At 66.1% G+C, this 18,636-nt stretch carries 11 protein-coding genes; 9 read left to right on the plus strand and 2 right to left on the minus strand.

Annotated features, from left to right (window positions below; genetic code table 11):
* Positions 1-2: 2 nt before the first annotated feature.
* The 9 genes from ACN9M2_RS11425 to ACN9M2_RS11465 all read left to right on the plus strand — a co-directional run bounded on the left by ACN9M2_RS11425 (position 3) and on the right by ACN9M2_RS11465 (position 17,096).
* Positions 3-1,598, plus strand: a complete 1,596-nt coding sequence (locus ACN9M2_RS11425) for an aldehyde dehydrogenase family protein (protein ID WP_426284861.1) — start codon at positions 3-5, stop codon at positions 1,596-1,598.
* Positions 1,595-2,797 carry a M24 family metallopeptidase gene (locus ACN9M2_RS11430; RefSeq protein WP_426284862.1) on the plus strand — a complete coding sequence of 401 codons (1,203 nt, stop codon included), beginning with the start codon at positions 1,595-1,597 and terminating at the stop codon, positions 2,795-2,797. Before ACN9M2_RS11425 ends, ACN9M2_RS11430 begins: the two co-directional genes overlap by 4 nt.
* A gap of 111 nt (positions 2,798-2,908) precedes the next feature.
* Entirely contained in the window at positions 2,909-4,690 is a 1,782-nt protein-coding gene (locus tag ACN9M2_RS11435; RefSeq protein WP_426284863.1) for a DUF885 domain-containing protein, read from the plus strand.
* Positions 4,691-4,708: 18 nt separating this feature from the next.
* Positions 4,709-6,466: a DUF885 domain-containing protein gene (locus ACN9M2_RS11440; RefSeq protein ID WP_426287906.1), complete on the plus strand. Its 1,758-nt coding sequence runs from the start codon at positions 4,709-4,711 to the stop codon at positions 6,464-6,466.
* 2 nt (positions 6,467-6,468) lie between these two features.
* Positions 6,469-8,052 carry an APC family permease gene (locus ACN9M2_RS11445; protein WP_426284864.1) on the plus strand — a complete coding sequence of 528 codons (1,584 nt, stop codon included), beginning with the start codon at positions 6,469-6,471 and terminating at the stop codon, positions 8,050-8,052.
* Between the two features lie 16 nt (positions 8,053-8,068).
* Entirely contained in the window at positions 8,069-10,450 is a 2,382-nt protein-coding gene (locus ACN9M2_RS11450) for a Tat pathway signal protein (RefSeq protein ID WP_426287907.1), read from the plus strand.
* A gap of 77 nt (positions 10,451-10,527) precedes the next feature.
* Positions 10,528-12,465, plus strand: coding sequence for a beta-L-arabinofuranosidase domain-containing protein (locus ACN9M2_RS11455; RefSeq protein ID WP_426284865.1), 1,938 nt, complete (start codon positions 10,528-10,530; stop codon positions 12,463-12,465).
* A gap of 141 nt (positions 12,466-12,606) precedes the next feature.
* Entirely contained in the window at positions 12,607-15,507 is a 2,901-nt protein-coding gene (locus ACN9M2_RS11460) for a TonB-dependent receptor domain-containing protein (RefSeq protein WP_426284866.1), read from the plus strand.
* 23 nt (positions 15,508-15,530) lie between these two features.
* Positions 15,531-17,096, plus strand: coding sequence for a DUF5597 domain-containing protein (locus tag ACN9M2_RS11465; RefSeq protein ID WP_426287908.1), 1,566 nt, complete (start codon positions 15,531-15,533; stop codon positions 17,094-17,096).
* A gap of 15 nt (positions 17,097-17,111) precedes the next feature.
* On the opposite strand, the gene ACN9M2_RS11470 is transcribed toward ACN9M2_RS11465, so the two are convergent.
* Both ACN9M2_RS11470 and ACN9M2_RS11475 read right to left on the minus strand, forming a co-directional pair.
* Positions 17,112-17,849, minus strand: a complete 738-nt coding sequence (locus ACN9M2_RS11470; RefSeq protein WP_426284867.1) for a 3-oxoacyl-ACP reductase family protein — start codon at positions 17,847-17,849, stop codon at positions 17,112-17,114.
* Positions 17,850-17,990: 141 nt separating this feature from the next.
* Positions 17,991-18,575: a TetR/AcrR family transcriptional regulator gene (locus tag ACN9M2_RS11475; RefSeq protein WP_426284868.1), complete on the minus strand. Its 585-nt coding sequence runs from the start codon at positions 18,573-18,575 to the stop codon at positions 17,991-17,993.
* Positions 18,576-18,636 lie beyond the last annotated feature (61 nt).

The following is an 18,636-nucleotide window of genomic DNA, read 5'->3' on the forward strand; positions in this document are numbered from 1 at the left end:
TCATGCAAGCCGATGCGAAACTGCTGCTCGGCGGCCGCTGGTGCGCATCGATCGATGCGGCCGGCGCGTTCCGGGCCGAAGATCCGACGCGGGCCGAGCCGATCGGCCCCGTGTTTCCCATCAGCGGCGCCGCTGACCTGGAAGCCGCGCTCGCCGCCGCTTCCTCGGTCGCGGCGGAACTGGCAGCGACACCTCCGGCGCGCATCGCCGATTTCCTCGACCGTTACGCCCAGGCGATCGACGAGGACGCGGACACGCTGGTCGCGTTGGCCGCCGAGGAAACCGCGCTGCCTGCCGAGCCGCGCCTGCGCTCGGTGGAACTGCCGCGCACGAGCGGACAATTGCGGCAGGCGGCGCGCGCCGCGCGCGACTACGCATGGACCGATCCGGTCATCGACACCGCCACCGGCCTGCGCGCGCACCGCGCACCGCTGAGCAAGCCGGTACTGGTGTTCGGGCCCAACAACTTCCCCTTCGCTTTCAACGCCATCGCCGGCAGCGACTTCGCATCGGCCATCGCCGCGCGCAACCCGGTGATCGCCAAGGCGCACCCATCGCATCCGGCGACCAGCCGCCGCCTCGCCGAACTGGCGCACAAGGCGCTGCTCGACACCGGCCTGCCGGCCGCGTCCGTGCAGATGCTCTACCACTTCGACAATGCGCTGGGCGCGGCCCTGGCCGGTGATGTGCGATTGGGCGCGATTGGCTTCACGGGCAGCCGCGCAGGCGGCCTCGCACTCAAGGCCGCCGCCGATGCGGCCGGCGTGCCCATGTACGCGGAGCTTTCCAGCGTCAACCCCGTTTTCCTCTTGCCGGGTGCGCTGGCGGAACGCGCCGAGCCCCTCGCGCAAGAGTTCTTCGCCTCGTGCACCATGGGCAGCGGCCAGTTCTGCACCAACCCCGGCATCGTCGTGGTCGCGCAGGGCGAGGCCGGCGACACCTTCGTCGCCGCCGCCACGAAACAGTTCGCGTCGGCGACGCCGCGCCCGCTGTTCTCCCGAGGCGTGCAAGAGAACCTCGCCCGCGCCGTGCGGGCCCTCGTCGACGCCGGCGCCCGCGTGCTGGCCGGCGGAAGCGAGGGCGATGGCCAGGGCTACCGCTTCGAACCCACCTTGCTTCATGTCGACGCCGCGACCTTTCTCGCCCATCGCGATGCCCTGCAGGCGGAAGCGTTCGGTCCCGTGAGCCTGCTCGTCAGCGGCGCGGACGAGACCGCGATGGTGGCGATCGCCGAAGCCTTCGAGGGTAACCTCACGGCGACGCTGTATCGCGCCGCCGACGGCGGCGACGACACGCTCTGGCAGGCGGTCGCGCCGCTCTTGCGCAAGCGCGTGGGCCGCCTCATCGCCAATCGCATGCCCACCGGCGTGGCGGTCAGCCCGGCGATGAATCACGGCGGCCCCTATCCCGCGACCGGTCATCCCGGTTTCACCGCGGTGGGCATGCCCGCGGCGATCCACCGCTTCGCCGCGCTGCACAGCTACGACAACGTGCCCGAGGCGTTGCTGCCGCCGGAATTGCGCGATCGCAATCCGGGACCGATCCAACGACGCATCGACGGCCGATGGACCGATGCCGACGTGGGAGTCTCCCGATGATCCAGATCGGCCACCTCTCACCGGCGGACGCGCGTGCGGCCCTGGCCCCATGGAACACCGTCGCCGCGCCCATCGCCCGCGAGGAATACCTCGTTCGCATCGAGCACGCGCGGACACTCCTCCACGACATCGGCGCCGATGCGTTGCTGGTCGGCGCCGGCAATTCGCTTCGCTATTTCACCGGGATTCCCTGGGGCGCCACCGAACGCCTGGTGGCCCTGTTGCTTCCGCGCCGTGGCGAGCCGGTGCTGGTCTGCCCGGCGTTCGAGGAAGGATCGCTGCGCGCCGTGATGGCCCATCCGGTCGAACTGGCCATGTGGGAAGAGCACGAAGACCCGCAAGCCTTGGTGGCGAACCGTCTGGCGGCGGCCGGGGGGCGCATCCTGGCGCTCGATCCGGCCGCGCCTTTCGGCGTCTTCGAGGCGTTGCGCCGCGTGTTTCCGTACGGCGAGGTCGTCGACGGCACGGCCGTTATCGATGGCTGTCGCATGTCGAAGTCCGAAGCCGAGCTGGCCTTGATGAAGCAGGCCACGGCCATGACGCTGCAAGTGCAGCGGCTTGCCGCCGGCATGCTCCACGAAGGCATCGGCACCGGCGAGGTGAAACGCTTCATCGACGAAGCCCATCGCGCCCTGGGCGCCGACAACGGCTCGACGTTCTGCATCGTCCAGTTCGGGCATGCCACGGCGTTCCCCCACGGCATTCCCGGCGAGCAATACCTGAAGCTCGGCGACCTGGTGCTGATCGATACCGGATGCAGCGTGCAGGGCTACCAGTCCGACATCACCCGGAGCTACGTCTTCGGCACACCCGATGCCGACCAGGCACGCATCTGGGACCTCGAGCGCGCCGCACAGCAGGCCGCGTTCGACGCGGTGCGTCCCGGCGTGCCTTGTGCCGACATCGACGCGGCGGCACGGCGGGTGCTCGAAGCGGGTGGATTGGGTCCCGGATACCGTCTCCCCGGGCTGCCACACCGCACCGGCCATGGCTGTGGGCTGGCCATCCACGAGGCGCCCTATCTCGTCCGCGGCAATCGCACGCCGCTCGGACTTGGCATGTGCTGCAGCAACGAGCCGATGATCGTCGTGCCCGGGCGCTTCGGTATCCGCCTGGAGGATCATTTCTACGTGACCGGGGATGGCGGCGCGTGGTTCACCCAGCCCTCGCCGGCGATCGACCAGCCGTTCGCCGATTGAGACCTCCACTCTCATTGTGCTCAATTCCGCATGGTCACCGGGCAATCGCTTCTAGCGCCCGGCGGCCACACGGGTGAGCATCGGGGTGTCATATTCGTGAAGGGGTGTTCGATGAAGCTTCGCCCGATCGTCCGGGGACTCTGCCTGTGCGGCCTGCTCGCCGGGCCCTTCATAGCCGCCCACGGTGCAACGACGGGAGCCGCCGCCTTCGACGCCCTGGTGGCGCAACGCTGGGAATACCAGCTGAAGGAAAGCCCGGAACTCGCCACCACGATCGGTGATTATCGCTACAACGACCGCTGGACCGACTACTCCCCCGCCCACGTGGTGGACGACCGCAAGGCCACCGAGGCCTTCCTGAAACGTTTCGAAGCAGTGGACACGGCGAGCCTGGACGAACAACGCCGGCTCAGCCGCGACATGGCGATCCGCGAACTGCAAGACCGCCTGGAAGCGATCCGCCTGAAAAACTACGAGATGCCGCTCGACCAGATCGGCGGCGCCCATCTCGCCCTCCCCGGTTTCGTTTCCACCATTCCCTTCGACAGCACGGCGCATTACGAGGACTACCTCAAGCGTCTTGAAGCCGTACCCAGGGCCATCGACCAGATGATCGCCGCCTCGCGCCTGGGCATGGCCGATGGGTTGATGCAGCCGCGTTACCTCCTGGAAAAGGTGGTCAAGCAGGCCCAGGACATCGCCGCCGCGAAAGACGAGGACAACGTCTTCGGCCAGCCCGTGGCGCAGTTTCCAAAGGGCGTTCCCGCCGCCGACCAGGCCCGGCTGCGCAAGGCGATCCTCGCCGCCGTCGACGACAAGGTGCGTCCGGCGTACCGCAAGCTGGCCGACTTCGTCGCGACGGAGTACGCGCCGCATGGCCGCGGCCAGGAAGGCATCTGGTCGCTGCCCGACGGCGATGCGCGCTACCGCTTCGCCATCCATACGCAGACGACTACCGAACTGTCTCCGCAACGCATCCACCAGATCGGCCTGGACGAGGTGAAGCGCATCGAAGGCGAGATGACCGCCATCGCGCGCAAGCTCGGTTATGCGGACCTCGCCGCCCTGCGCAAGGCCGTCGCCAGCGATCGCAAGCTGTACGCGAGTTCGCGCGAGCAGATCCTCGACGACTACCGGAAGTACATCGCGGGCATGCAGCCGGAGTTGCCGAAGCTGTTCGGCACGCTGCCGAAGACGGCGCTGCGGGTGCAGGCCGTGGAGCGTTATCGCGAGAAAGACGCCGCCGGCGCGGAATACCATCAGGGCACGCCCGATGGTTTGCGTCCCGGCATCGTCTTCGTCAACACCGGCGACTACGAGCAGCGCGGCCTGTACACGATCGAGGACACCGCCTATCACGAAGGCGTGCCCGGCCATCACCTGCAGATCTCCATCGCGCAAACCCTGCCCTTGCCGCCGTTCCGCCAGCAGGCCGGCTACAACGCGTATATCGAGGGCTGGGCGCTCTATGCCGAGCAACTGGCCAAGGACGTGGGTTTCTACAAGGATGCCTATGAGGATTACGGACGGTTGAGCGGCGAGTTGCTGCGTGCCGACCGCCTCGTGCTGGACACGGGGACGCACGCGCTGCATTGGAACCGGCAGCAGATGATCGACTTCTTCCACGCCCATCCGGCCGGGGACGAACCGAGCATGCAGGCCGAGACCGATCGCTACATCGCGTGGCCCGGGCAGGCACTCGGCTACAAGCTGGGTCAACTGAAATTCCTCGAACTCCGCCAGCGTGCGCAGAAGGAACTCGGCGACCGCTTCGATATCCGCGCCTTCCACGATCAGATGCTTTCCGGGGGCGCCATGCCGCTGGACATGCTGGACGCACGGACCAACGCATGGATCGCCGCTGTGAAAGCCGGAAAAACCACCCAACCCTGAGCGGAGATCGCCGTGCCCCTGTCCGTTGCCCGCGTGGCCTGCCTGCTTGGATTCGTCCTCGGCACCCTGCCCATCGCCCACGCCACGGAGGATGCGAACCAACGGTTCGAGGCGATCTATAAACGCGAATGGACCTGGCGCCAGCAGCAGTTCGCCGGAGCCGACGACGAAGACGGCCCCGGCCGTGCCTCGTCGAACCTGCCCAAGGTGGACGCCGTCACGCAGGACGCACGCGAACGGTACTGGGCCGAGGTGTTGAAGCAACTGCAGGCGATCGACCCGAAACAACTGCGCGGGGAAGGCCCTGTCGACTATGCCGTCTACCGGCAACAGGTCGAGGTCTTGTTCGCCGACCAACGCGACAAGACATGGCAGATGCCATTCAACGCGGACTCGGCGTTCTGGAGCAACCTCGGTTTCAGTGCACGCGGTACCTTCCTGCGCGAGGACGACTACCGGCGTTACCTGGGCAAGCTGCGTGACGTCCCGCGCTATTTCGACGAACAGATCGCCAACATGCGCCTGGGCATGGCGCGTGGATTCAGCCAGCCGAAACTCATCGTCGAAAGCCAGTACGACGGCATCCAGCAGACCGCCACGACGAAGGGAGAAGCCAACCTCTTCTACACGCCATTCCAGAAGATGCCGGCCAGCATGCCTGCCGCCGAACAGGCCAGGCTGCGCGCCGAAGCGCTCGCCATCATCGATGCGCAGGTGATCCCGTCCTACGCGAAGCTGTTGCGTTTCCTGCGCGAGGAATACGCGCCGAAGGCACGCGACAGCCTCGCCGCCGTGGACCTGCCCGACGGCGAGGCGTTCTACCGGTCGCAGATCCTCGAATACACCACGCTCGACATGAGTCCCGATGCGATCCATGCGGTCGGCCTGAAGGAGATGGCCTCGATCCATCAACAGATGCTCGACATCATCAAGGAGGCGGGATTCAAGGGCAGCTTCGCCGATTTCCTCCAGTTCCTGCGTAGCGATCCACGCTTCTACGCGAAGACGCCGGACGAACTGCTCAAGGACGCGGCATGGATAGCGAAGGAAGTGGACGGCGTGGTCGGCGACTATATCGGCCGCTTGCCGCGCCGGCGTTTCGCGATCAAGCCCGTCCCCGCCGATCTCGCCCCGATCTACACCGGTGGGCGCGGCGGGCCCGGCATCTACCTGGTCAACACGTACAACCTTCCCGCCCGTCCGCTCTACTCGCTGCCTGCGCTGACCTTGCACGAATCCTCGCCGGGCCACGCGCTGCAAATGCCCTTGGCCGCGGAGATGGACGGCCTTCCGGACTTCCGCCGCTACACCTATATCTCCGCCTATGGCGAGGGCTGGGCGTTGTACTGCGAGTACCTCGGCCAGGAGATGGGCATCTACCACACGCCCTACGAGCGCTTCGGCTATCTCAGCTACCAGGCATGGCGTGCCGCGCGCCTGGTGGTCGACACAGGCATCCACCAGATGCACTGGACACGCGAGCAGGCCCGGCAGTACCTGCGCGACAACACCGCCCTGGCCGAGCACGAGATCGACACGGAAGTGGACCGCTACATCGCATGGCCCGCCCAGGCGCTCTCGTACTACCTGGGTGAAATGGCGATCCGCGACGGCCGCGCGAAAGCGGAGAAAGCGCTCGGTAAGCGCTTCGACATCCGCGCCTTCCACGACACCGTGCTGTCGACCGGCTCGGTCCCGCTTCCCGTGCTGGCGGCACGGATCGACGCCTTCATCGCCAGCGGCGGCAAGTCGCCCTATGCAGGAAAGGATCACTGACCATGGCCGACGCTTCCGCACCGCCGCAAGGCAAGTTCCATAAGCAACTGAGCCTGGTCGACCTCACCTTCATCGGCCTCGGCGCCATCTTCGGCTCCGGCTGGCTCTTCGCCGCCAGCCACGTCAGCGCCCTCGCGGGGCCTGCGGGCATCCTCTCGTGGGTGATCGGCGGGGTGGCCGTGTTATTGCTCGGACTGGTGTACTGCGAACTCGGAGCCGCGCTTCCGCGTGCCGGCGGCGCCGTCCGCTATCCGGAGTATTCACACGGCCCGTTGCTCGGGTCGTTGATGGGCTTCATCACGCTGATCGCGTTTTCCAGCCTTATCGCGATCGAGGTCGTGGCCTGCCGCCAGTATGCGGCGGCCTGGATGCCGACGCTGAACGTGCCCGGCAGTTCGCATGCCAGCCTGCTGGGATGGATCGTGCAGTTCGCCCTGCTCGCCGTGTTCTTCGTGCTGAACTACTTCAGCGTGAAGGCGTTCGCCAAGGCGAACAACATCGTCAGCATCTTCAAGTTCGTCGTGCCCCTGCTGGTCATCGTGCTGCTGTTGACGCACTTCCATCCGGGCAACCTGACGATCCACGGCATCGCCCCGAACGGCCTGTCGGGCGTGGAGGCGGCGATCTCCGCAGGCGGCATCATCTTCGCCTACCTCGGACTGACGCCGATCGTGTCGGTCGCCAGCGAGGTGCGCGATCCACAACGCACGATCCCCATCGCCTTGATCCTTTCCGTGGTGCTGTCCACGGTGATCTACGTGCTGCTCCAGCTCGCGTTCCTGGGCGGCATTCCCACCGAATTGCTCGGTGGAGGCTGGGCAGGCGTGGACAAGGCCTTCGCCCTGCCGTACCACGACATCGCCATGGCCCTCGGCCTCGGCTGGCTGGCCACGCTGGTGGTGTGCGACGCGGTGATCTCGCCCAGCGGCACGGGCAACATCTACATGAACGCCACGCCGCGCATCGTCTATGGCTGGGCCCGCAGCGGCTCGTTCCTGCCCGTCCTCACGCGCATCGACCGCAAGTCGGGCATTCCGCGGCCCGCGCTCTGGCTGACCTTCGCACTGTCGGTGTTCTGGACCCTGCCGTTTCCTTCGTGGGAAGCCTTGATCCAGGTGGTTTCCGCCGCCCTCGTGCTCAGCTACGCCGTCGCGCCAGTGACCGTCGCGGCGTTGCGCCGGAGCGCGCCGGAGCTCGTCCGCCCGTTCCGGGTCAAGGCCTTCGGCCTGATCGGACCGCTGTCCTTCGCCGTGGCGGCATTGATCGTCTACTGGTCCACATGGGCCACGGTGTCTTGGTTGCTGGGCCTGCAGATCGTGATGTTCGCCATCTACGTCGTCTACAAGCTGGCGACGGGCAGCGAGCGAGCGAGGCTGTTGCGCAACGTGCGCTCGTCGCTGTGGCTCATCGGTTTCTACGTGCTGACGATGATCGTCTCGTGGCTGGGCACCTTCGGTGGAACCGGAGCCATCGCGCATCCGTGGGACTCCCTCACCGTGCTGGTCATGGCGATCGGCATCTACTACTGGGGAGCGCGTACCGGCTTGCCCGCCCACGAACTGGCCCTGGACGACGACGATGAGTGAGCGCGACGACACGGCGATGGACCGGCGGGACTTCCTCCGCGTGCTGGCGGCGACAAGCGCCGCCGCCAGCCTGGGTCCGCTGACGGCGGATGCGTTCGCATCGCCACCGGCCTCCACCGGCAAGGCGACCGTTCGCAGCCCCGCCGTGCCAACGCGTGTTCCGCTTGCCGGCGTTCCGCGCGACCACCTCGTCGGCCTGCCCGGTTTTAAGCTGCAGGGGCGCGACTGGAGGGTGGGCGAAGACCTTTCCCACCCCGACGGCCCGATCGTGCTCCACGACGGCACGCAGGCCTGCGTGATCGGCAAGCGCACCGAGGCCACCTACGACGAAGCCGCGCAACCCTACTTCGGCATGAAGCTGGCCGATGTCGCTCTGGCCGGGGCCGACCTCCTCGCGGAGCACCTCCTCGCGCAGGGCGAACCGGACGAGACGCAGGTACGCCTGGCTGCTCCGCCCGCTGCGTCGTCGCTGGACCCCGAGAACTACTACGGCCGACTGCCCTGGACCACGTTCGTCGGTACCCGCCAGTGCGCGGACACGATGCCCGTCTATACCTCCGGAAGCACGCGCACCTATCACGCCGACCAGGTCTTCGCCGACCTGCACGAGCCGAAGAAGGTCGCGCGCCGACGCGAAGGCCTGCTCGGTGGCTGGCTGCCGGCGGTGCACAAGGTGGTGCCACTCGACGATGGACGCTGGTACGACGTGCTCGTGTTCGCCGACGTGGACGCGAACGACCGTTTCGTCGTGCAGACCTGGCACCGGACCGCGCTGATCGAGCATGGCCGTTTCACCCGCGTGGTCTACGGACACAGCTACCCCGCCTATCCCCCTCGCCGCGAACCGCCGCAGGCCGATGCCTTCTATGCGGCGCTGTTACGCTTCCACGACTACTGGCATGCACAGCTGGCCGACCTCGCGCCCGTGCGCATCCCCGCGGCGGGATGGTCCGACATGGCCGCCCATGCGTTCGCCCGCGAGCTGGTGGTTCGTCCGGATGGCACGTATCCCAAGTACGGGGCTGTCGACCGCGACTATTACGGCAACGAATACGACGGCTTCCAGGACATCTTCACCAGTTCGCTCTACGCCAACCTGGAATGGGGTCGCTTCGAACAGGCGGCCGCGGTGCTGGACGGCTATTTCCGCGACTTCGTCCAGGACGACGGCATGATCAACATGCGCGGCGCGGAGACCGGGCAGTTCGGCCTGACCCTTTCGCTCCTGGCGCGCTACCTGCACTACACGGGCGACGCGTCCCTCCTGCGCAAGCACCGCATGAAGATCGAGGCCACGGTCGCGACGCTGCTGGAGTTGCACGACGAGAGCCTGCGCCTTCCCGCCAGCGACCCCGGACACGGCCTGATCCACGGCTGGAACGAGTCGGATGCCTGTCTGTTTCCCGATCCGGCACTCTGGTGGAAACCCTACTACGCCAACAGCGCGCTCGCCGCCCGCGGCCTGCTTGACCTCGCCGCCGTCTGGCCCGATGTCGAAGCGAACGCGGCGAATACCGCCTCGATGTGGAAGGCACGCGCCGAAGCATTGGCCCGGCGCGTGGAAGAAAGCGTGCGTGCCAACATCCGTCACGATCTGAAACCGCCCTACGTTCCGCCGCTGCCGGGCGTCAGGCTCACCTTCCGCGAATCGCTCGCGCAGGAAAAGCCCAGCGAGCAACAGTGGCCACACCGGGTCTACGCCGAGCTTCTGCAAGCGGACGTGCTACCCGACGGCCTCGCCAACGTGGTGATCGATGGCATGCGAGGCCATGGCGCCACCGCCCTCGGCGTGGTCGCGAACATCGGGCCCGTCGATCCGAAAAGCCGGGACATCCTCGGTTTCATCTCCTATGGCTATGCACAACAACTGTTGCGCCTGGACCGCATCGACGAATACCTGCTGTTTCTTTATGCGCACCGCCACCATGCGCACACGCCCGGCAGCTGGACGGCTGGCGAGGTCGCCGATATCACCGGCGGCATGCCGTTGTTCTGCATGCCCGCGCAGATGACGATCCCCTTGCTGCTTCGCTGGGCCTTCGTCTTCGACGACAGCGCGGGCGAGACGCTGTGGCTCGCCCGCGCGATTCCCCACGCGTGGCTCGATACCGGCGAGCCGGTGAGCCTGGACGCCGCGCCCACGCGCTGGGGGCGCGGCGGCGTCACGCTGAGGAAGGAAGGTTCGCAGCTGTCCGCAACGGTCACCTTGCCGGCGGACGCGAGCCCCAAGGCTGTCTGGATCAGCCTGCGCGGCGCGGGTACCCGCGTTCACATCGACGGCGAAGCCGTCGCGGAAGCCGACCGGCGCGGCGATGCCATCCGCCTGCGCGGAAAACCCGGACAGATCCTGCGCATCGTGTCGACTATGCGGGATTCCGCATCGAGCATCCGGAAATGACACAAGACAGCACGGTCGTGTGACCGCACGATGAAAGCGTGCATCGGGGGATGTGCGTCATCACGTTGGGGAGAAGCATGCAAGGTGTCGATCGGAGAAGGCGTTTCCTGAAGGCGAGTGCATCCACGCTTGCCGGCGCCCTGCTGGCGACCCCGTTGCGCGCCTTCGACACCGCCGATCCGGCCGCCATCGCGACCGCCGCCGTGCGCGACAAGCCCGTCAACCGGATGCAGGCCTTCGCGCTCGACCGCGTGACGCTGTTGGACAGCGACTTCCGCCGCGCTGCCGCGATCAACCTGGATTACCTGCACAGCCTGCCGGTGGACCGGCTCGCGCGAGCCTTCCTCGTGCAAGCCGGCAAACCCAGCAACGCCATACCGCTCGGCGGCTGGGAGAAACCCGATTGCGAACTGCGCGGCCACTTCAGCGGTGGCCATTACCTTTCCGCGGCGGCGTTGGCGTGGGCCGCCCAGGGCGATGCCGTCCTGAAAGCGCGTGGCGATGAACTGGTTGGCATCCTCGCTTCCTGCCAACGATCCAACGGTTACCTCAGCGCGTTCCCCGAAAATTTCTTCGATCGCCTGAGTCGCGGCGAAAAAGTCTGGGCGCCGTTCTACACCATCCACAAGATCCAGGCCGGCATGCTCGACATGTACCGGCTCGCCGGCAACCGCCAGGCATTGGATATCGCCACCGGCATCGGCAACTGGACCGTGCGCTGGCTGAACGGGTTCTCCGATACGGAGATCGCGCACATCCTGAAGACCGAATACGGCGGCATGAACGAGTCGATGTACGACCTCTATGCCATCACCGGCAACGGCCGCTACCTGGACGCCGCGCATCGTTTCGACCAGGCATCGCTTTTCGAGCCGCTGGCCGCGCACCGCGATGAGTTGAAGGGCCTGCACAGCAACACGCAGATCCCGAAGATCCTCGGCGCCGCGCGCCGCTACGAACTGACGGGCGAACCCCGTTACCGCCGCATCGCCGAGTACTTCTGGGAAACGGTGACGCAGAACCGATGTTATGCGACCGGTGGTTCCAGCAACGACGAGTTCTGGAAGACCGGCCCCGGCGACCTGAAGGGCCAACTCGGCCTCTATGCCGCCGAATGCTGCGTCGCCTACAACCTGCTGAAACTGACCCGTCACATCTACGCGTGGAACGGCGATCCGCGGGCCTTCGATTATTACGAGCGCACCCTCTACAACGCGCGCCTGGGCACCCAGGATGCCCAGGGCATGAAGCTCTACTACTACTCGCTGCAACCGGGTGGCGCGAAGTTCTACAACTCACCGACCGATTCGTTCTGGTGTTGCACCGGGTCCGGCGCCGAGGAATTCGCCCGCTTCAACGACGCCATCTACGCGCACGATGACGACGAGCTGCACGTGAACCTCTATATCGCCTCGGAACTGCGCTGGCCCGAACACGGGTTGCGCGTGATCCAGCGCACTGAATTCCCGAAGGAACCCTCCAGCGCGTTCGAGTTCACGCTCGACCAGCCCCGCGAACTGACGGTGAACCTGCGCATTCCTTCCTGGATCGCGCCAGGCGCCAGCGTCGCGCTGAACGGCGCGCCACTGGATGTGTTCGCCTCGCCCGGAAGCTACCTGACCCTCAAGCGTCGCTGGCAAACCGGCGACCGCCTCACCATCACCCTGCCGATGCGCCTGCACGCCATGCCGTTGCCGGGCGACGACAGCCTCCAGGCCGTGCTCTACGGCCCGCTGGTGCTTGCCGCCCGGCTCGGCGGCAAGGGGCTGACGCACGACCAGCAGTACGGCAAGTACGACGCGGGCCCGTCGCCCGAACCGAAAGCCCAAGCCGCACCTCGCATCGCCATGGACGGACCGGACCGACTCGACTGGCTGACGCCGGCCGACGAGCCGCTGACGTTCCGCGCGAACACGCGCGACGGCACGCTGTCCGTGATCCCGCTTCACCAGATCCAGGGCGAACGCTACGCCGTCTATTGGCAGGCCGACATGCCGGCCGACGGCGCGAGCTGATCCCTTGCGATCGCGCGGCCGCGCGATCGCGTTCCAACTCCCGAGGTCGCGGTACCGCCGCGCCCCTGAGCGATCGGTCCCATGCCGAGCGCCGAGCGAACTCGCCCGTCTTCCGTACGCCCACCGTCAACGAGGGAAGCCATGCACCAGCGCCACAGCGATTCGCCCGATCACACGACCCGCAGCCACGTGCTGGGTCAAGCCGTACGTGCCGCCCTCCTCATCGGTCTCATCAGCGGTGCCGGAACACTGCGTGCGCAGGAGGCTACCGGCGGCGACACCGCCGAAGCCAGCAAGGCCAAGGACCTGGAAGGCATCACCGTCACCGGTTCGCGCATCCGCCGCGTGGACGTGGAGACGGCCAACCCCGTGGTCACCCTCGATCGCGCGGCCATCGAAGCCACCGGCAAGGCCACGCTCGGCGACCTGGTACAAGAACTGCCCTCGATCGCGGGCAACGCCACCAATCCCAACACCAACAACGGCGGCGGCACGGGCGCCTCCACCGTCTCGTTGCGTGGCCTCGGCGAGAAACGCACCCTCGTGCTCGTCAACGGCATCCGCCTTGCGTACAACGACGTGAACGCGATCCCGGCGAACATGATCGATCGCATCGAGGTGCTCAGCGACGGTGCTTCCGCGATCTACGGTTCCGATGCGATCGGCGGCGTGGTCAACTTCATCCTGCGCGACCATTTCGACGGAGTACAGATCTCCAGCGACTTCGGCACCAGCAAGCGCAGCGATGGCAATCGACGAAACTTTTCGTTGACCGCCGGCCATACCGGCAAAAACTACGGCGTGATCGCCGGCCTGTCCTACAGCGACATCGACCCCGTCTCGGCCGATGCACGCAATTACTCCAAGGACGCCCTGTACCTGATCGACGGCGCCTCGGTGAAACAAGGCTCGTCGGCCACGCCGACCGGCTCGGTCAACTTCAACGACGGTTCGGCCGCCTCGAAGGCGTTGGCCGGCACGAACGGCTGCTCGCGCGTCACCCTCAACCCCGGCGTGACCGGCGCCACGGGCCCGGGCGATTTCCACTGCTACACCGGGTCGGACTCGTACAACTACCAGCCATACAACCTGCTGCAAACACCGCAGAAGCGTACCAATGCATTCGTGCTCGGCCACTACAAGTTCAACGACTACGTGCAGGCCTACGTCAACGGCTATTTCAGCAAGACGAAATCCTCGTCGGTGATCGCGCCGATACCGATCTTCGCCAACGGAGACAATTTCCTCGCTTCAGCCAGCAGTTATTACAACCCGTTCGGCGTGGACTTCGGCACCGACCGCGCCACGGGTACGTCCACCAACGACCTGAACACGCGTCTCACCGTGCTGGGCAACCGGCGCTATCAATACAACACGTACAACCTTCAGGTGAACCCCGGCCTGCGTGGAAGTTTCGGCGACAGTTCATGGCAGTGGGACACCTCGATCAACTACGGCCGCGTGCGCCAGGACTCGATCAACTATGGCTTCCTCGACTACGCGAAGTTCAACCAGGCCGTCGGCCCATCCTTCATGGACACGGACGGCACGGTGCGTTGCGGCACGGCCGGCAACGCTATCGCCGGCTGCACGCCGCTGAACCTCTTCAACATCAACGACCCGTCCGGCCTGTCCAACCTGCAATCGATGGTAGTGAATCCCTCGGTGGGCAGCGTCTACACCGTGAAACAGCTTGAGGCCAATGCCAATGGCGACCTGTTCGACCTGCCGGCTGGCACGGTAAGCCTCGCCACGGGACTGTCGTATCGCAAGGAGAGCACGTCCACGAGCGCCGATCCCTTGTGGACAGCGGACGAGAACGGTCTTTGCGGCGTCATCGAGTATTGCGCATCCACCCTGGCCGGCCGCTTCAACGTGAAGGAAGCCTACGCCGAAACCCTGATCCCCTTGCTGGCCAACCTGCCCGGCGTGCGCTCGCTCAACCTCACCGTGGGCACGCGCTGGTCCGACTACAGCACCGTGGGCAGCAGCACGAACAGCAAGGTATCGCTGGAATGGCGTCCCGTGGAAGATCTGCTCCTGCGCGGCACGGTGTCGGAGGTGTTCCGCGCACCGAACACCAGTGAACTCTATGCGGGCGTGGCCGGCGACGCCGCCACGGTGAACGATCCCTGCAACGGCTACACCGGCGGTCACGACGTCGCCTGCGCCAACGTGCCCACCGATGGCAGCTATCGACAGGCCGATGGCCAGATATCGGGCAAGGCATCCGGGTCGGAAGTGGCCGGCTACCAGTTGAAGCCCGAGACCGGCCGTTCATACGACATCGGACTGGTCTACGATCCGCACTGGCTCGAAGGCCTGTCGCTGAGCGTCGATAGCTGGAAGATCAACCTGAAGGACACGATCTCCACGGTTTCCGCGCAGACCGTGCTGAACCAGTGTTACGCCAATCCTTCCAGCGCTTTCTGCGCGCTGATCCATCGCAACGGCAACGGCACGATCAACTACGTGGCCGAGCCCACCGTGAACCTGGGCAAGCTCTGGGCCGCCGGCACCGACTTCGCCGCGACCTACCGCCTGCCCGAAACCCGCTACGGACGCTTCACCGCCAGCCTCAACGGCACCTACATGAAGCGTTACGACATCAACCCCGACACCACCGATCCCAGTTCGGTCGTGATCCATAACGCGGGCATCTTCACCTACAGCTACGGCAACTTCCCGCGCTGGCGCGCACTGGGCACGTTGAATTGGTCACAGGGCGACTGGAGCGCCTCCTGGCGCCTGCGCTATGTCGGCCGAAGCCAGATCGGCAGCGCGGATCTCCGCCAGGGACTCTCGGCGGACTACGACCAGGCCGGCGTCGAACGCAAGATCGGCGCGTACGTCTACCACAACGTGCAGGTGGGCTATAACGTGGAGCCCTGGCACACGAAGCTGGAGCTGGGCGTGGACAACCTCACCGACAAGCAACCGCCGTTGTACTACGCGAACAACACGACCAACGCGAATACCGACGTCGCCACGTACGACCTGCTGGGGCGGTTCTACTGGATGCGCGCGACGGTGTCATTTTGAGGCGGTTGCTTTTCCTGGTCGCGATGCTGTGGCTGGCGATCGCAGCGTCGTCGGCGGCACGCGCCGCCACATCGATGCCACGTGTCGTCCACGAGCAAGGCCGCCACGCCCTGCTCGTGGATGGCCAGCCCTATACGGTGCTGGCGGCCCAGCTACATAACTCAAGCGCCTGGCCGGCCGTACTGCCGGGCGTATGGAACGACGTGCTGGCACTCCATCCGAACACGCTGGAAGCGCCGGTCTACTGGGAACAGTTCGAACCGGCCAAGGGTCGGTTCGACACCGGCCATGTCGATGCACTGGTCGAAGGTGCACGGGCACACGGACTGCGCCTGGTCATCCTGTGGTTCGGCAGCTGGAAGAACGGGCAGATGCACTACGTTCCGGAATGGATCAAGTCCGATCCCGCACGTTACCCGCACGTGCTGGACGAACACGGCCAGCCGGTCGACGACCTCTCGACCCAGGCCACTTCCAACCTGGAAGCCGACAAGGCCGCGTTCGCCGCGTTGATGGCACATATCGAGCGCATCGATGGCGATCGCCATACCGTGATCATGGTGCAGGTGGAGAACGAGCCGGGCACCATCGGCACGGTTCGCGACCACTCCAAAGCCGCCGAAGAGGCCTTCCGCGGCAACGTGCCCGCCGACCTGGCGAAGGCGCTCGGCAAGCCGGCCGGCAAGACGTGGACGGAGGTATTCGGGCCGGACGCCGACGAGCAGTTCAACGCCTATGGCATCGCGCGATACATCGACCAGGTGGCGGCGGCCGGCAAGGCCGTCTATCCGCTGCCGATGTACGTCAACACCTGGCTGCGCTACAAGGGCAAGCATCTTCCCGGGAACGACTATCCCAGCGGCGGCGCCACCTGGAACGTCCTGGACCTGTGGAAAGCCAGCGCACCGCACGTCGATCTCATCGGCACCGATCTCTACAGCACCGACTACAACGAGTTCACCAAGGTGGTGGGCCAGTACACGCGCGCCGACAACCCGCCATGGATCTCCGAGACCGGCTACGACGCCGGCAATGCGCCCTACCTGTTCCACGTGCTGGCGAACGGTGGCATCGGCTTCTCCGTCTTCGGCGTCGACAACGATCCCGACACGCCGGAACGCCGCAAGGCCACCCAGGCGCATGCGCGCAATTTCGCACTTGTGGACTCGATCAACGAGCAGGTCGCGGCCGCGGCCTACCGGGGCAGGCTGCGCGCTTCCGTGGAACAGCGCGGGCAGCCGAAGCGAACCATCGCACTGGATAACCACTGGCGCGCCGATGTCTCCTACGGTGCGCCCCGCTGGGGCGATGCACCCGCTGAACTGCCCGGCACGCCCGATGCGACCGGGCACGTGATCTTCGTGCCGCTCGGCGCGGACGAGTATCTGGTGGCCGGCTTCGATGCACGCGTCGAGTTCAGCCGCGACAACGCGGACGGGCGCCACGGCCAGCTACTGCGCGTGGAGGAAGGCCGCTATGTCGAGGGCCGGTGGAAAACGGTTCGCTGGTGGAATGGCGACGAAACCGACTACGGGCTCAACTTCACGGACAAACCCGTGCTCATCAAGGTCCGGCTCGGCAACTACTGAGCCGGACCGCGCGCCTCAACTCAGGAAACCACCGTCGATGGTGAGACTGGCACCGTTGATGTAACGCGCTTGCGGACCGGCGAGATAGGCGACGAGCGCGCCCACTTCCATCGGCTCGCCGAGACGGCCCACCGGAAGCATCGGGATCAGCATGTCCTCGTGACCGGCCGACATGTCGGTGGCGATCGGTCCGGGCTGCACGTTGTTCACCGTGATGCCGCGTGGGCCCAGGTCGCGGGCCAGACCACGCGTCATGGCCTGGATGGCACCCTTCGACGCGCCGTAGATCGCGGCCCCTGGCAGGCCGGCGCGATCGGCCGAAACGCTGCCGACGTTGACGATGCTGCCTCCGTTGCGCAAATGGGCTGCCGCCGCCTTCGTGGCGATGAAGACCGCACGCACGTTGATCGCGAACAGCCGGTCGAAGTCGGCCAGCGAGGTGTCGTCGAGCGTGGCGTACACGAGCACGCCCGCGTTGTTCACCAGGATGTCGAGGCCGCCGGTCTCCCTGGCGGCATCGTCGATCGCGCCGGCCAGCGAAGCTTCATCGGCGCTATCGGCACGAACGGCTTCGGCCTTGCCGCCCGCCGCGCGCACCTCGTCCACCAGCGCCTGGGCGGCGTCGGGCGAACTGGCATACGTGAACGTCACATGGGCACCTGCCGCCGCCAGCGAGCGGACGATGCCGGCACCGATGCCACGGGAACCGCCCGTGACGAACGCGGACTTGCCTTCGAGAAACTGGATGGTCATGACGCACCTTATTATGGATTGATTAGTCAATAAATGGAGAAAAAAGAAAGGGCTGCGAGCCCTTCTCGAACTATGTGGGACGCGCCTGGAGAGGTGCGCGTTGCATAGCCTACCAAATACTTGACTTAACAGTCCATTATTTTAGCGAATCGCCAGCGCGCCCAGGGCCACCCTGACGATGCCGCGCAGGATCTCGACCGATGCGCCACCCCGCGCCGCCACCTTGAGGCCCGACAGCGTCGCAAGAAGGAAGTGCGCCGCTTCCGAGGGGTCCAGTGCGGGTGCCAGCTCGCCACGGGCGACGCCGTCGCGAATCCTGCTTTCGAACGCGAGCAGCGTTCGCGCCGTCACATCCGCCGTCACCGCCGCCACGTCGGGAGCGGTGGTGCCGAACTCGGTCACCGCGTGGATGCCAAGGCAGGCCTGCCCGGTGCCCGTCGTCGCCTCCTGGACGAAACGAAGCAGCGCCTGCTCGATGCCGTCGAGCACCGAATCGCTGGCGAACATCGCCGAAAGCGTCGCTCCCACGCTGTCTTCCGAATAGCGGCGCAGTGCTTCGAGATAGAGCGCGCGCTTGTCACCGAACGTGTCGTAGAGGCTTTGCCGCCCGATCTTCATCGCAGCCAGCAGCATGGGCGTGGTGCTGCCTTCGAACCCATGCATGGCGAAGGTTTCGATGGCCCGCTGCAGGGCCGTATCCCGGTCGAATTCACGTGGACGCGCCATGCGAGGGCCTTTCTGGAACGAAGAGTCCACAAAGAATACCATCCCGCCCAGGTACCGGCAC

Source organism: Luteibacter sp. E-22, assembly GCF_049913125.1.
Lineage (GTDB): Bacteria > Pseudomonadota > Gammaproteobacteria > Xanthomonadales > Rhodanobacteraceae > Luteibacter.

Bases quoted from the DNA above. Each gene is read 5' to 3' on its own strand.
- ACN9M2_RS11445 (WP_426284864.1), top strand. From the start codon at position 6,469: ATGGCCGACGCTTCCGCACCGCCGCAAGGCAAGTTCCATAAGCAACTG.
- ACN9M2_RS11460 (WP_426284866.1), top strand. From the start codon at position 12,607: ATGCACCAGCGCCACAGCGATTCGCCCGATCACACGACCCGCAGCCAC.
- ACN9M2_RS11425 (WP_426284861.1), top strand. From the start codon at position 3: ATGCAAGCCGATGCGAAACTGCTGCTCGGCGGCCGCTGGTGCGCATCG.
- ACN9M2_RS11435 (WP_426284863.1), top strand. From the start codon at position 2,909: ATGAAGCTTCGCCCGATCGTCCGGGGACTCTGCCTGTGCGGCCTGCTC.
- ACN9M2_RS11465 (WP_426287908.1), top strand. From the start codon at position 15,531: ATGCTGTGGCTGGCGATCGCAGCGTCGTCGGCGGCACGCGCCGCCACA.
- ACN9M2_RS11475 (WP_426284868.1), bottom strand. From the start codon at position 18,575: ATGGCGCGTCCACGTGAATTCGACCGGGATACGGCCCTGCAGCGGGCC.
- ACN9M2_RS11455 (WP_426284865.1), top strand. From the start codon at position 10,528: ATGCAAGGTGTCGATCGGAGAAGGCGTTTCCTGAAGGCGAGTGCATCC.
- ACN9M2_RS11450 (WP_426287907.1), top strand. From the start codon at position 8,069: ATGGACCGGCGGGACTTCCTCCGCGTGCTGGCGGCGACAAGCGCCGCC.
- ACN9M2_RS11470 (WP_426284867.1), bottom strand. From the start codon at position 17,849: ATGACCATCCAGTTTCTCGAAGGCAAGTCCGCGTTCGTCACGGGCGGT.
- ACN9M2_RS11430 (WP_426284862.1), top strand. From the start codon at position 1,595: ATGATCCAGATCGGCCACCTCTCACCGGCGGACGCGCGTGCGGCCCTG.